Source organism: Methylobacterium crusticola, assembly GCF_003574465.1.
GTDB classification, from domain to species: Bacteria; Pseudomonadota; Alphaproteobacteria; order Rhizobiales; family Beijerinckiaceae; genus Methylobacterium; species Methylobacterium crusticola.
Genome location: NZ_QOWC01000219.1, coordinates 1 through 12,919 on the forward strand (window position 1 = coordinate 1; position 12,919 = coordinate 12,919).

General features: G+C 76.0%; 12 protein-coding genes. 4 read left to right on the forward strand and 8 right to left on the reverse strand.

All coding sequences use genetic code 11. From position 1 onward, the window contains the following. Positions 1 to 73: 73 nt before the first annotated feature. Together DT057_RS30795 and ada are read right to left on the reverse strand one after the other, a co-directional pair. On the reverse strand, positions 74 to 754 hold the full coding sequence (locus DT057_RS30795) for a 2OG-Fe(II) oxygenase (RefSeq protein ID WP_128565874.1): 681 nt from the start codon (positions 752 to 754) through the stop codon (positions 74 to 76). A gap of 80 nt (positions 755 to 834) precedes the next feature. Continuing rightward, entirely contained in the window at positions 835 to 1,971 is a 1,137-nt protein-coding gene (gene ada, locus DT057_RS30800; protein WP_128565865.1) for a bifunctional DNA-binding transcriptional regulator/O6-methylguanine-DNA methyltransferase Ada, read from the reverse strand. A gap of 262 nt (positions 1,972 to 2,233) precedes the next feature. Between ada and DT057_RS30805 the strand changes: the two genes are divergently transcribed. Continuing rightward, the gene (locus DT057_RS30805; protein ID WP_128565866.1) at positions 2,234 to 2,704 is read left to right on the forward strand and encodes a DUF3617 domain-containing protein; all 471 of its coding nucleotides are present in this window, start codon (positions 2,234 to 2,236) and stop codon (positions 2,702 to 2,704) included. 70 nt (positions 2,705 to 2,774) lie between these two features. On the opposite strand, the gene DT057_RS36245 is transcribed toward DT057_RS30805, so the two are convergent. Together DT057_RS36245 and DT057_RS36250 are read right to left on the reverse strand one after the other, a co-directional pair. Then, complete coding sequence (locus DT057_RS36245) at positions 2,775 to 2,912, reverse strand: hypothetical protein (protein WP_203236421.1); 138 nt, start codon at positions 2,910 to 2,912, stop codon at positions 2,775 to 2,777. A gap of 143 nt (positions 2,913 to 3,055) precedes the next feature. Further along, positions 3,056 to 3,211 (reverse strand): hypothetical protein, encoded by a 156-nt coding sequence (locus tag DT057_RS36250; RefSeq protein WP_203236422.1) that lies wholly within the window; start codon positions 3,209 to 3,211, stop codon positions 3,056 to 3,058. 341 nt (positions 3,212 to 3,552) lie between these two features. Here DT057_RS36250 and DT057_RS30810 point away from each other — a divergent pair, with 341 nt between their 5' ends. From DT057_RS30810 to DT057_RS30820, 3 genes are all read left to right on the forward strand, one after another. Continuing rightward, positions 3,553 to 4,995: an amidase gene (locus DT057_RS30810; RefSeq protein WP_128565867.1), complete on the forward strand. Its 1,443-nt coding sequence runs from the start codon at positions 3,553 to 3,555 to the stop codon at positions 4,993 to 4,995. Positions 4,996 to 5,137: 142 nt separating this feature from the next. Next, a complete protein-coding gene (locus DT057_RS30815) occupies positions 5,138 to 6,418 on the forward strand; it encodes a PQQ-dependent sugar dehydrogenase (RefSeq protein ID WP_128565868.1) in 1,281 nt (426 codons plus the stop codon). A gap of 372 nt (positions 6,419 to 6,790) precedes the next feature. Beyond that, positions 6,791 to 7,561, forward strand: a complete 771-nt coding sequence (locus DT057_RS30820; protein WP_128565869.1) for an NAD kinase — start codon at positions 6,791 to 6,793, stop codon at positions 7,559 to 7,561. A 64-nt stretch (positions 7,562 to 7,625) separates the two neighbouring features. On the opposite strand, the gene DT057_RS30825 is transcribed toward DT057_RS30820, so the two are convergent. From DT057_RS30825 to DT057_RS30840, 4 genes are all read right to left on the reverse strand, one after another. Continuing rightward, entirely contained in the window at positions 7,626 to 8,435 is an 810-nt protein-coding gene (locus tag DT057_RS30825) for an MBL fold metallo-hydrolase (protein ID WP_128565870.1), read from the reverse strand. 12 nt (positions 8,436 to 8,447) lie between these two features. After that, a complete protein-coding gene (locus DT057_RS30830) occupies positions 8,448 to 9,230 on the reverse strand; it encodes a TatD family hydrolase (protein ID WP_128565871.1) in 783 nt (260 codons plus the stop codon). Next, on the reverse strand, positions 9,230 to 10,777 hold the full coding sequence (gene metG / locus DT057_RS30835) for a methionine--tRNA ligase (RefSeq protein WP_128565872.1): 1,548 nt from the start codon (positions 10,775 to 10,777) through the stop codon (positions 9,230 to 9,232). Before metG ends, DT057_RS30830 begins: the two co-directional genes overlap by 1 nt. A gap of 111 nt (positions 10,778 to 10,888) precedes the next feature. Further along, positions 10,889 to 12,754 (reverse strand): glycoside hydrolase family 15 protein, encoded by a 1,866-nt coding sequence (locus DT057_RS30840; RefSeq protein WP_128565873.1) that lies wholly within the window; start codon positions 12,752 to 12,754, stop codon positions 10,889 to 10,891. Positions 12,755 to 12,919 lie beyond the last annotated feature (165 nt).

Genomic DNA, 12,919 nt, shown 5'->3' on the forward strand with positions numbered 1-12,919 from the left:
GGCCGCCTTCGGCCCGCGGGCGGCGCGGGGCCCGCGGCCCGAAGGCGCGGGCGCGCGGGCCGGCCCGCGCGCCTCACGCGGCGTCGTGGAAGATGATCCCGGTGGTGTAGCGCTCGCCCGAGCGCACCCGGCTGACCCCGTGGCGCAGGGTGACCCGGTAGGGGCCGCGCGCGCCCTGGACCGGGCGGTGGCGGACCGCGAAGATCACGCCCTCGCCCTGCCCGAGCGGCACCACCTCGGCCCGCGACTGCATGCGCGGGCGCTGCTCGGTCAGCACGAACTCGCCGCCCGTGAAGGCGCGGCCGGGCTCGGAGAGCAGGATCGCCACCTGGAGCGGGAAGACGTGCTCGCCGTAGAGGTCCTGGTGCAGGCAGTTGTAGTCCCCCGGCCCGTAGCGCAGCAGCAGCGGCGTCGGCCGCGCCTGCCCGGCCGCGTGGCAGCGCGCCAGGAACGCCGCGTGCTCGGCCGGGTAGCGCACGCCGATCCCCATCTGGTCGTTCCAGCGGTTGGCGAGGGGCGCCAGCCGGGCGTAGAGCGGGGCCCGCAGGGCCGCCACGGGACCCGGCAGCGGGTAGGCGTAGTACTTGTACTCGCCGCGCCCGAAGCCGTGCCGCGCCATCACGATCCGGCTGCGGAAGGGCGCCTCCTCGGCGTAGAGCGCCCGCAGGGCCGCGCAGGCCGCCCCGTCGAGGAGCGGCCCGGTGGCGGCGCAGCCGAACCCGTCGAGGTCCGCGGCGATCCGGTCCCAGTCCAGCCCGGCGACCGGGTCCGCCCCGCCCGCGGCATCGGCGGGCGCGGCGTCACCCGCCCCGGGGGCCCCCGCGGGTCGGCCGCTCACGGCGCGCTCCCCGGGGCGCCCTCGCGGGTCAGGAGCGCGCGCTTGCGGGCGACGCCCCAGCGGTAGCCCGACAGGGCGCCGTCCTGGCGCACCACCCGGTGGCAGGGGATCGCCACCGCGAGGGGGTTGGCGCCGCAGGCCAGCGCCACCGCCCGGGCGGACGAGGGCGCGCCGATCGCCCGGGCGATCTGCGCGTAGGTCGCGGTCGCCCCGGGCGGGATCGCCCGCAGGGCCTGCCAGACCCGCTGCTGGAAGGCGGTGCCGCCGATGTCGAGCGGCAGGGCGATGCGGCCCTCCCCGGGCGCCTCGACGAGGCCGACCGCCTGGGCGACCGTGGCCTCGAAGGCGGCGTCGCCGCCCGTCAGCTCGGCCCGGGGAAAGCGGTCCTGGAGGTCGCGCACCAGGGCGTCGGGATCGTCGCCGAGCAGGATCGCGCACACGCCCCGGTCGGTCGCCGCCACCAGGATGGCGCCGAGGGAGCAGGCGCCGACCGCGAAGCGGATCGCCGCGCCGCGGCCGCCGTCGCGGTAGGCGGTGGGGGTCATGCCGAGGCGCCCGTTCGACGAGGCGTAGAAGCGGCTCGCCGTGGCGTAGCCGGCCTCGTAGATGGCCTCCGTGACGGTCCCGGCCTCCCGCAGGCCGGTGGCGAGGCGGCCCGCCCGGTGGGCGTCCGCGTAGGCTTTCGGGGTCACGCCGGCGATCCTCCTGAAGACGCGGTGGAAGTGGAAGGGGCTCATGCCGGCCGCGCGGGCGAGCGCCTCGAGGGCCGGCAGGGTCTCGGCCTCCTCGATCAGCCGGCAGGCGCGGGCGACCGCGGCGGCCTGGCGCTCCTCCAGGGCGGGCTCGTTCGGCCGGCAGCGCCGGCAGGGGCGGAAGCCCGCCGCCTCGGCGGCCGCGCAGGTCGGGTGGAAGCTGACGTTCTCCCGCCGCGCCGGCCGCGCCGGGCAGCTCGGCCGGCAGTACACGCCGGTGGTGCGCACGGCGTACACGAAGGTGCCGTCCGCCTCCCGGTCGCGGCGGGCGAGCGCGGCGAAGCGCGCGGCGTCGTCCTGTGGCGCGCCGTCCCCCCGGGGCGCGCCGTCCCGCGGGAGGCCGCCCGGGGCCGGCGGGGTGTCGAAGTCCGGAACGCGCATGGGGTCTCCTGCCAACCTGGGCGACGCCGGCAACCCGCCGGCATCCCTCGAGGCCCCACTCTCGCGCGGTTTGCCGGCGCGCGGCACCCCGGCTCTTGCGCTCCAATCGCGCGACGGCGCGACGGGCGCGGCGCCGGGGTCCCGCGCGGGGTCGCGGGTCGCCCGGGGACGCGATGGGCCCGGGAATTCGCGGGCAAGAAACGGGGCGCGGCGGGGGCGCGTCCGAGTGATCGTCGCGCGGGCGGGCGACCGGAGGCGGGCGATGGGCATCGGGCGTGGGATCGCGGCGGCGGGCCTGATCGCGGCGGGGGCCGCGGCGGCGCCGGCCCGGGCCGGGGAGCCGGTGAGCCTGCGACCCGGCGCCTACGAGGTCGAGGTGCGCCTCGCGCTGCCCCACGTCGAGGACGCGGCCCCCCGCAAGGTGACCCGGATCTGCCTCGACGGGTCGGATCCCGGCGGCGCCCGCGGCCTCTCCGTCCTCGGCGACAACAACCCCCTGGCCCGCTGCCCGGCCACGCCGCCGCACCGGGAGGGCGAGGCGCTCACCTTCGCGATCGTCTGCGCGGGGCGCAACGAGGCTCAGGGCAGCGCCGCCTACGTGCTGGCGCCCGAGGCCTTCCGGGGCCGCATCGCGATGCGGCTCGGCGGCAAGAACATGACCATGACCGAGGTGCAGGCCGGGCACCGGGTCGGCGCCTGCGAGGCGGGCCCGGGAGCCGCCCCGGGCCCCTGACAGGCCGCCGCAGGCCCCGGACAGGCCGCCGCGGGCCCGTGACGCGCGCCGCCGCGCGCCCGGGGGCCGGTCAGCCCTCGGGGTGGCGCTGGCGCCAGCGCGGGCCGGGGCCGCGCATGTAGTGGAGCTCGGGGCGGTAGGGGTCGTGGACCGATGCGGCGAGAATCCGCCAGGCTTCGGCAACGCGGCCGATGAAGGCCATCAGCATGGAAACGTCCTCCGGCGAGCCGTCACGTCGCATCGAGGCTCAAGGCAGGGATCGTGCCGCGAAACCCGTTGCGATTCCGTTGCGGGAGTGTCGCGCGCCGCTCGGGGCCATTGTGGGCCGATTCCGGGCCCGCACGGTGACGATCAGGGCAGGATTCCGGCGAGCTTGAGGAGCCCCGCCGCGATCACGACCAGCACGGCCCCCCAGAGGTCCAGGGGAACCAGCTCCCACCAGCCGGCCGCAGGGGCCTGCGGCAGGGGCATGCCCCGGGCGTCCCGCCCGCGTGCGACATCGTGCATGGCTCAGCGTCTCCGGGGCCTCGGCGGAGGCCGGCATTCCCTCGCGGACGTCCCGTCTCGGGGCGGGCGTTCCATCGCGACACTACACGCGACCGCCCGCCGGCGCAGCCGCCGGCGGGTCCGAACGGGGCGGGACCGGCGCTCAAATAAGCGCCGCCGCCCGGAGCTGCCCGGTTTCCGGGCGGGGCCGCGCCGGCCGGCGCGGGTCCGGGGCTTGCGGGAGGGGTCGGGGACGTGCTCCGGTGCGGCCGGCCGCGCGGCCCCCGACCCCGCATCCCCCGCGCCCCGCGACGCGCGGCCGCCGCGCAGGAGCCGCCGCAGAAGCCGCCGCAGGAGCCGCCATGACGTCCTCCCCCGACCTCGTGATGATGCGCGCGACGGACCTCGCGGCGGCGATCCGCGCCCGCGCGGTCTCGGCCCGCGAGGTCATGCAGGCCCATCTCGACCAGATCGCCCGGCACAACCCGGCCGCGAACGCCATCGTGTCCCTGCGCGACCCCGCGATCCTGCTCGCCGAGGCGGAGGCGGCCGACCGGGCGCTCGCGGCCGACGGCCCGCGCGGGCCCCTGCACGGGCTGCCGCACGCGGTGAAGGACCTGTCGGCCACCGCCGGCATCGCCACCACGCAGGGCTCGCCGCTGTTCCGCGACGCGGTGCCGGAGGCGGACGCCCTGCACGTGGCGCGGATCCGGGCCGCCGGCGCGATCCTGATCGGCAAGACCAACGTGCCCGAGTTCGGCCTCGGCTCGCACAGCTACAACACGGTCTTCGGCACCACCCGCAACGCCTACGCTCCGGACCGGACCGCCGGGGGCTCGAGCGGCGGCGCCGCCGTGGCGCTCGCCCTGCGCATGGTGCCGCTCGCCGACGGCAGCGACCACGGCGGCTCGCTGCGCAACCCCGCGGCCTTCAACGGCGTCCTGGGCCTGCGCCCCTCGGGCGGCCGGGTCCCGGGCAACACCGACGAGGTGTTCCTGCCCCCGCTCGGGGTCAACGGCCCGATGGCCCGCAGCGTCGCCGACCTCGGCCTGCTGCTCTCGGTCCAGGCCGGCTACGACCCGCGCACCCCGATGGCGATCCGCCAGGACCCGGCCGTGTTCGCGGCGCCGCAGGCCCGCGACCTCGCCGGCCTGCGCGTCGGCTGGATCGGGGATTTCGGCGGCCACCTGCCCTTCGAGCCGGGGGTCCTCGCCCTGTGCGAGGACGGCCTCGGGGTGCTCGCGGGCGAGGGCGCCCGGATCGAGCCCGTGGTGCCCGACTTCGACCCGGAGGCGATCTGGCAGGCCTGGCTGGTGCTGCGCCACTGGCTCGCCGGGGCGAGCCTGGCGCCGCTCTGGCGCGACCCGGCCAAGCGCGCCCTGCTCAAGCCCGAGGCCGCCTGGGAGGCCGAGCAGGGCATGGCCGTCTCGGCCTACGCGGTCCACGCCGCCAGCGTCACCCGCACCGCCTGGTACCAGTGCGTGCGCCGCCTGTTCGAGCGCTTCGACGTGCTGGCGCTGCCCTCCGCCCAGGTGTTCCCGTTCGACGCCGCCCTCACCTGGCCCCGCGCCATCGCGGGCCGGACGATGGACACCTACCACCGCTGGATGGAGGTGGTGGTCCCGGTGACGATGTCGGGCTGCCCGGCGATCAGCCTGCCGGTGGGGCTCGGCCCCGCCGGCCTGCCGATGGGGATGCAGCTCGTCGCCCGGAACCACGGCGAGCTGGAGCTCCTGGGCATCGCCGCCGCCTACGAGGCCGCGACGGGGTTCGACCGGGTGCTGCCGCCGGCCCTGCGCGGCTGAGCCCCGGGAGCCGGGCCGCGCTCACGCCGGCGTGAACGCGCGGCCGCCCCGCCCCGCTTGCCGCGATCCGGGCGCCCGGTCATACAGGGCACGACAAGCTCGGCCACGCCCGAACGGCCGGCGTCCCCCGCGGAGGAAGCCCATGAGAACGATCCTGATGGCGGCGCTCGCCGCCGGCGTGTCCCTGGCGGCGCCCGCGCTCGCGCAGCAGGACGCCTCGACGGCCGGCGACACCAAGGCCAAGATCGACAACCTGGAGAAGCTGCAGGGCTTCCGCCCCACCGGCGTGGCCGAGCCGCCGATGGTGCCCCAGACCGGCCGGCGCGCCGACGCCGTCGCCCGGACGCTCCAGAAGATCAAGCTGCCCGACGGCTTCAAGATCGAGCTCTACGCCGTGGTGCCGGATGCCCGCGGCCTGGCGGTCGGCCCGAACGCCGGCGTGGTCTTCGTCGGCACCCGCAAGTCGCGGGTCTACACGGTCACGGACCGCGACAAGGACCGGGTCGCCGACGAGGTCAAGGTCTTCGCGCCGGGCCTCGACTTCAAGATCCCCAACGGCGTCTGCTTCTCCCGCGACGGCGTGCTGACGGTGGTGGAGCAGAACCGGGTGCTGGCCTTCCCGGCGGCCGAGTTCTTCTACGAGGGCCCCGACGTCGCCGCCGCCGTGGTGGTCAAGCAGGGCGAGCTGATCCCGGCCGCCGAGGAGAGCTACAACCACACCGCCCGGATGTGCCGCATCGGGCCGGACGGCAAGCTCTACGTCTCCCTCGGCCAGCCCTACAACGTGCCGCCGAAGGAGAAGGCCGACCTCTACGCCAGGACCGGCATCGGCGGCATCGTCCGGATGGACGCCGACGGCAAGAACCGCGAGGTCTTCGCCACCGGGATCCGCAACTCGGTCGGCATGGACTTCGCGCCCGACAGGACGCTCTGGTTCACCGACAACCAGGTCGACGGCATGGGCGACGACCAGCCCCCCGGCGAGCTGAACCAGGCGACGAAGCCCGGGATGAACTTCGGCTTCCCGTGGTACGGCGGCGGCGCGGTGCGCACGGTCGAGTACAAGGACGACAAGGTGCCGGCCGACGCGGTGCCCCCGAAGGCCGAGCTGCCGCCCCACGCCGCCGACCTCGGCATGATCGTCTACAAGGGCAAGTCCTTCCCGGCGAAGTACCAGGGCGGCGTGTTCACGGCCGAGCACGGCTCCTGGAACCGCACCACGCCGGTCGGCGCCCGGGTGATGTTCGTGCCCATCGGCAAGGACGGCGCGGCGGCCAAGCCCGAGCCCTTCGCGGAGGGCTGGCTCACCGAGGGCGGCGAGTATCTCGGCCGGCCGGTCGACCTCGCGACGCTGCCGGACGGCTCGATGCTGGTCTCGGACGACACCGCGGGGGCGATCTACCGCATCTCCTACGAGAAGTAGGCGGACCCCTCGGGCGCGGCGCCCGCGCCGCGCCGGCCCGGCCGGCGCCCGGGAGATGGCCGGCGCCGGGCCTGGGCTACGCGCCGCGCCCCCCGCACGCCTTTCCGGGCCCATGCCCGGCACGGCCCCGTCGGCGCGGGCGCCGCGCTCGCGAGCCAGGGTCTCCCCGCCGCGGCCCCCGCGCCCGCGAGCCAAGGTCTCCCCGCCGCGGGCGCCGCCGCGGGCCCCGGGACGGTCGTGTAGACGAGAAGCGGACGCTCCATGCTATGCCTCGTGCCGGGATGACGGCCGGACGCCGCCGCGCGCCGGACGCGCGGGGGCGCTGCGGGGCGTCACGCCACGATGCTTCCCTCGAGCGGGCGGGACCCCAGCATGGCGCGGCGCTTCAACCGGATCGCCTTCATCGCGAGCCCGACGCCGGATGCCCGCGAGGCGGCGGAGCTCCTGATGCGGGCCTACGACCACGTGCCGCCCGAGGAGGCGGACGTGGTGGTGGGGCTGGGCGGCGACGGCCTGATGCTCCAGGCCCTGCACCGCTTCATGGGGACCGGGAAGCCGATCTACGGCATGAACCGCGGCACCGTCGGGTTCCTGATGAACGAGTTCCACCCCGACGACCTCGTCGAGCGGCTGGAGCTCGCCCAGCGCAGCGTCGTCCACCCGCTCCTGATGGTGGCGACCGACGTCAACGGGCTCACCCACACGGCGCGGGCGGTGAACGAGGTCTACATGCTGCGCCAGACCCACCAGACCGCGAAGCTCAGGATCTCCATCGACGGCCAGGTGCGGCTCTCCGAGCTGATCGCCGACGGGGTCCTGGCCGCCACCCCGGTCGGCTCCACCGCCTACAACCTCTCGGTCGGCGGCCCGATCCTGCCGATCTCGGCCCAGCTCATCGCCCTGACGCCGATCTCCGCCTTCCGGCCCCGGCGCCAGGGCAGCGTGCTCCTGCCCAACCACGCCCGCATCCGCATCGAGGTCAAGGACCCGGAGTACCGCCCGGTGGCCGCGGTGGCCGACCACACCGAGTTCCGCCGCATCGCCCGGGTCGAGACCCAGCTCGACCGCTCGACCGCCCTCGTCATGCTGCACGACCCCGGCCAGGGCATGGACGAGCGCATCCTGCGCGAGCAGTTCGGGTGAGGGCGGGGCCGCGCGCCGGCGCGGCGTCCGGGCCGCATCGCGCCGTGCGGTGCCGGCGGCTCCCTTATCCCTCCACCGTCACGCTCAGTCCGTCGTAGGCCGGCACCACGCCCGGCGGCAGGCGGCGGCGCAGGGCCTCGTAGTCGAGGTCGGTGTGGAGGTTCGTCAGGACGGCGCGGCGCGGCGCCACCTCCTCGATGAGCGCGAGGGCGTCCGAGACCGAGTAGTGCGTCGGGTGCGGGGTCTCCCGCAGGGCGTCGATGACGAGGAGGTCGAGGTTGCGCAGCCGCGCCTTGGCGGCGTCCGGCATGGTGCTGACGTCGGGCGCGTAGGCGGCGTCGGCGAAGCGGAAGCCGAGCGCCTCCTCGTTGCCGTGGGCCATCGCGAAGGCCGTCGCCGTGACGGGGCCGCCGGGCCCGTCGAGGGCCAGGGGCTCGCCGGTCGCGAGGTCGTGGAGGTCGAGGATCGGCGGGTAGGCGCTGCCCGGGGGGGCGGCGAAGCAGTAGCCGAACCGCACCGTCAGGAGGTCGCGGGTGAGGGCGTCGGCGTAGACCGGGATGCGCCGGCGCATGTGGATGACGAGGGGCCGGACGTCGTCGATGCCGTGGGTGTGGTCGGCGTGCGCGTGGGTGAACAGCACCGCGTCGAGGCGCGTCACGCCCGCGTCGAGCAGCTGCTCGCGCAGGTCCGGCGAGGTGTCGACGAGGACCGAGGTCGGATCGCCGCCCGCCCCGGCCCGGCCCTCGACCAGGATCGAGCAGCGGCGGCGGCGGTTCCTCGGCTCGGCCGGGTCGCAGGCGCCCCAGCCGTAGCCGACCCGCGGCACGCCGCCCGAGGAGCCGCAGCCCAGGATGCGAAGGGTCAGCGTGGGCATGGAGCCAGAACCTCAGCGGTGCGGGGCGGCCTTGTCGAAGAGCCGGTAGAAGTTGTCGGTGGTCAGGCGGGCGAGGGCGTCGGGCGCCATCCCGACGGTCTCGGCCAGCACCCGGGCGGTGTGGGCGACGTAGGCCGGCTCGTTCGGGCGGCCCCGGTGCGGCTCGGGCGCCAGGAACGGCGCGTCGGTCTCGACGAGGAGGCGCTCGCGCGGCACGCCGGCGGCGATGGCCCGCAGGTCGTCCGAGCGCCGGAACGTGAGGATGCCGGAGAACGACACGTAGAGGCCGAGCGCCACCCCGGCCTCCGCCAGGCGCCGCCCGGACGAGAAGCAGTGCAGCACCGCCCGGAACGGCCCCCGGGCCATCTCGTCGGCGAGGATCGCCGCGACGTCGTCGTCGGCCTCGCGGGCGTGGATGACGAGGGGCAGCCCGCTCGCGCGCGCGGCCGCGATGTGGGTGCGGAACACGCGCCGCTGCACGTCCCGGGGGGCGTGGTCGTAGTGGTAGTCGAGCCCGGCTTCGCCGATGGCGACGCAGCGCGGGTGGCGCGACAGGGCCACGATCTCGTCGGCCGGCACGTCCGGCTCCTCGCCGGCCTGGTGGGGGTGGGTGCCGACCGTGAACAGGATGGCGGGGTTCGCCTCGCTCAGGGCGCGGTAGGTCGCGACGCGGCGCACCCGGGTCGAGATCGTGACCATGCGGGCGACGCCCGCCGCCGCCGCGCGGGCCAGCACCTCGGGCAGCCGCTCGGCGAGGCCGGGCGCGTCGAGGTGGCAGTGGCTGTCGACCAGCATCACGCCTCCGGCTCGACGAAGCGCGGGAAGACCGGGCGCGGGGCGGGCAGCGCGGTCCCGGGGGCGAGCCGGTGCGCGGCCCCGACATCGGCCAGCCGGCGGGCCTGCGCCGGCACCGCCAGGAGGTCGAGGAGCGTCTCGGCCGCCGCCGGCACGAAGGGCTGGACCAGGATGGCGACCGCCCGCAGCACCTCGGCGGTGGTGGCGAGCACGGCCTCCATCCGGGCCGGGTCGGTCTTGCGCAGGGCCCAGGGCTCCTGGGCCGCGAAGTAGCGGTTGGCCTCCGCCACCACGGCCCAGATCTCGGCCAGCACCGCGTGCAGCGCGAGGTCGCGCATCGCCGCCCGGGCCTTGTCCGGCAGGGCGTCCGCGAGGGCGAGCAGCGCCTGGTCGGCGGGTGCCGGCGCCCCGGGCGCCGGCACCCGCCCGCCGCAATTGCGCGCGATCATGGTGAGCGAGCGCTGGGCGAGGTTGCCGAGGTCGTTGGCGAGGTCCGCGTTGAGGCGGCTGACGATCGCCTCGTGGGAGTAGCTGCCGTCCTGGCCGAACGGCACCTCGCGCAGCACGAAGTAGCGCAGGGGATCGACGCCGTAGGCGTCGGCGAGGCTCATCGGGTCGACCACGTTGCCGACCGACTTCGACATCTTCTCGCCCTTGTTGAGCAGGAAGCCGTGGCCGAAGACGCGCCTGGGCAGCGCCACCCCGGCCGACATCAGGAAGGCCGGCCAGTACACCGCGTGGAAGCGGGTGATGTCCTTGCCGATGACGTGGAGGTCGGCGGGCCAGTGGCGCCAGAGCGGCGAGCCCTCGTCCGGGAAGCCGCAGGACGTGATGTAGTTCGTCAGCGCGTCGACCCAGACGTACATGACGTGGCCCGGGGCACCGGGCACCGGCACGCCCCAGTCGAAGGTGGTGCGGCTCACCGACAGGTCCTGGAGGCCCGAGCGCACGAAGCTCACCACCTCGTTGCGCCGCGTCTCCGGGCCGATGAAGTCCGGGTTGGCCGCGTAGTGGGCGAGCAGCCGGTCGGCGTAGGCCGAGAGCCGGAAGAAGTAGCTCTCCTCCTCCACCCACTCGACCGGGGTGCCGGTCTTCTCCGCCCGGCGCGTGCCGTCCGGCGCGGCGACGAGCTCGGCCTCGTCGTAGTAGGCCTCGTCGCGCACCGAGTACCAGCCGGCGTACTTCGACAGGTAGATGTCGCCCTTCGCCTCCATGCGGCGCCACAGGGCCTGCGAGGCGGCGATGTGGTCCGGGTCGGTGGTGCGGATGAAGCGGTCGAACGAGCAGTTGAGCCGCTCGGCCATGGCGCGGAAGCGCGGGGCCATCTCGTCCACGAAGGCGCGGGGCGAGATGCCGGCCTTGGTGGCGGCCTGCTGGATCTTCAGGCCGTGCTCGTCGGTGCCGGTGGTGAAGAACACGTCGCAGCCGTCGAGGCGCTTGAAGCGCGCGATGGCGTCGGCGGCGATCACCTCGTAGGCGTGGCCGATATGCGGCACGCCGTTCGGGTACGAGATCGCGGTGGTGATGGTGAAGGGTTCGCCCGCCACGACAGGATTCCCGCATGAGGCTTCGAGGAGTCGACCGGGCGGGCGGCCCCGAGGCGGCCGCCCGCTCAGCCCAGCCTTAGAGCAAATTCACGCAGCGGTGGACACCCCTGATCACGCCTCACGGGCCGTCCCGGCCGCGCAGGGCTCCTCGGTGGCGGCCTCCTCGCCGCCCCGGGCGGCCTCGGCGAGGCGGACCGCGTGGTTGATCACCGCCATGTGGGTGAAGCCCTGCGGGACGTTCCCGCGCTGCCCGCCCGTCTCCGCGTCGATCTCCTCGGCGAACAGGCCGAGGTCGTTGCCGCGGCCGAGCAGGCGCGCGAACAGCGGCGCGGCCTCCCGGGTTCGGCCGGCGAGCGCCAGGCAGCCGACGCGCCAGAAGGCGCAGGCCGTGAAGGTGGCCTCGTCGGCCGGCAGGCCGTCGTGGTTGCGGTAGCGGTAGACGAGGTCGCCGGCGCCGAGCCCCTCGCTCACGGCCGCGAGGGTCGCGGCGACGCGCGGCGAGGCGGCGTCGAAGGCCCCGAACAGCACCGTGCGCAGCACCGCCGCGTCGAGGTCGTCCGACCCGTAGGCCTGCGTGTAGGCCTGCGCCCGCTCGCTCCAGCCGTGGGCGTGGTACTCGGCCCGGATCCCGGCCGCCGCGCGGCGCCACGCCGCCACCCGCTCGGGCGCGGCGACCGGGATCGCCTCGGCGATCCGCGCCGCCCGGTCGAGGGCGACCCAGAGCATCGCCTTGGTGTGCAGGATCTGGCGGGGCTCGGCGCGCAGCTCCCAGAGGCCGTGGTCCGGCGCGTGGCGGCAGCGGATCACGTGGCCGGTGAGGTTCTCCAGCACCTCGGGCAGGTGGTCGTTGACCCTCACGGGCGGTTCGTAGCCCACCGCGTCCAGGAAGGCGTGGAGCGCCACCAGGAACTCGCCGTAGATGTCGTACTGGTGTTGGTCGGCCGCGGCGTTGCCGATCCGCACCGGGCCGACCCCGCGCCAGCCGCGCAGGTGGCCCAGGATCTCCTCGGCCGGGACCGCGCCGCCGAGGCCGTACATGAGCCGCAGGTCCCGGCCGAGGGTGGCGTCGGCGTCGCGCAGGAAGCGCAGGAACTCCGCCGCCTCGCGCACGTAGCCGAGGTTGACGAAGGCCGTGACCGTGAAGCTGGCGTCCCGCATCCAGACGTAGCGGTAATCGTAGTTGCGCGTCCCCGGCACCGCCTCCGGCAGGCTGGTGGTGGCGGCCGCGATGATGCCGCCCGAGGGCGCGTGGGTGAGGAGCTTCAGCACCAGCGCGCTGCGCAGGACCGCCTCGCGGTGCGGCCCCGCGTAGGTGCAGCGCCCGCTCCAGGCCTCCCAGTAGGCCCGGGTCGCGTCCAGGCTCGCCTCGGCCCCGGCGAGGTCGAGGCCGCCCGCCTCGCCGTGCGCGAGGACGAGCCAGGCCTCCTCGCCGGCCGCGAGGGAGAAGGGGGCCTCCACCCGGTCGCCCGCCAGCCCGAGGGGCACCGAGGCCGCGACCCTGAGGGCCTCGCCGCCGCCGCGGCAGAGCACGCTGCCGTCGGGCTGGGCCGCGAGGCCGGCCGCCGCGCGGGCGTAGTCGAAGGTCGGCCGCACGTGGAGGCGGCCCGCGACGGCGCCCTCCTCGCAGGTCAGGCGGCGGAGGATGCGCCCCTCGGCGGCGCCGTCGGGGCCCTCGTCCGGCACGCGCGCGAGGGGATGGAGCGGCATGGCGTCGACGAGACGCAGGCGGCCCGTGGCGGTGACGAAGGTCGTCTCCAGGATGTTGGTGCCGGGCCAGTAGCGGCGCGTCGTCGTCCGGAGGCCCTCGAGGGCGAGGCCGCAGCAGCCGCCCGCCTCCGCGTCGAGAAGCCTGAGGAACACGGCCGGGCTGTCGTGGCGGGGCCAGCACAGCCAGTCGATCGCGCCGTCGCGCGCGACGAGCGCCGTCGTGCGGGTGTCGCCGATCACGGCGTAATCCTCGATCGGCCGGTCCGTCACCGCGCTGCTCCACCCGAGATCGATCCGGGCGGCAACGTGCCGGCCGGGGGAGGCGTTCGGAGGCGCGACATCGGCGCAGGGCGCTCCCCGCCGAAGCGGAGGCCGGTCCGGCGCGGGGGGGGCACGGCGGCCCGCGAGGGGCGCCCGCCGGGCACGGCGGCCCGC

Bases quoted from the DNA above. Each gene is read 5' to 3' on its own strand.
- DT057_RS30805 (WP_128565866.1), top strand. From the start codon at position 2,234: ATGGGCATCGGGCGTGGGATCGCGGCGGCGGGCCTGATCGCGGCGGGG.
- DT057_RS30825 (WP_128565870.1), bottom strand. From the start codon at position 8,435: ATGCCCACGCTGACCCTTCGCATCCTGGGCTGCGGCTCCTCGGGCGGC.
- DT057_RS30810 (WP_128565867.1), top strand. From the start codon at position 3,553: ATGACGTCCTCCCCCGACCTCGTGATGATGCGCGCGACGGACCTCGCG.
- DT057_RS36245 (WP_203236421.1), bottom strand. From the start codon at position 2,912: ATGCTGATGGCCTTCATCGGCCGCGTTGCCGAAGCCTGGCGGATTCTC.
- DT057_RS30830 (WP_128565871.1), bottom strand. From the start codon at position 9,230: ATGCTGGTCGACAGCCACTGCCACCTCGACGCGCCCGGCCTCGCCGAG.
- DT057_RS36250 (WP_203236422.1), bottom strand. From the start codon at position 3,211: ATGCACGATGTCGCACGCGGGCGGGACGCCCGGGGCATGCCCCTGCCG.
- ada (WP_128565865.1), bottom strand. From the start codon at position 1,971: ATGCGCGTTCCGGACTTCGACACCCCGCCGGCCCCGGGCGGCCTCCCG.
- DT057_RS30815 (WP_128565868.1), top strand. From the start codon at position 5,138: ATGAGAACGATCCTGATGGCGGCGCTCGCCGCCGGCGTGTCCCTGGCG.
- DT057_RS30820 (WP_128565869.1), top strand. From the start codon at position 6,791: ATGGCGCGGCGCTTCAACCGGATCGCCTTCATCGCGAGCCCGACGCCG.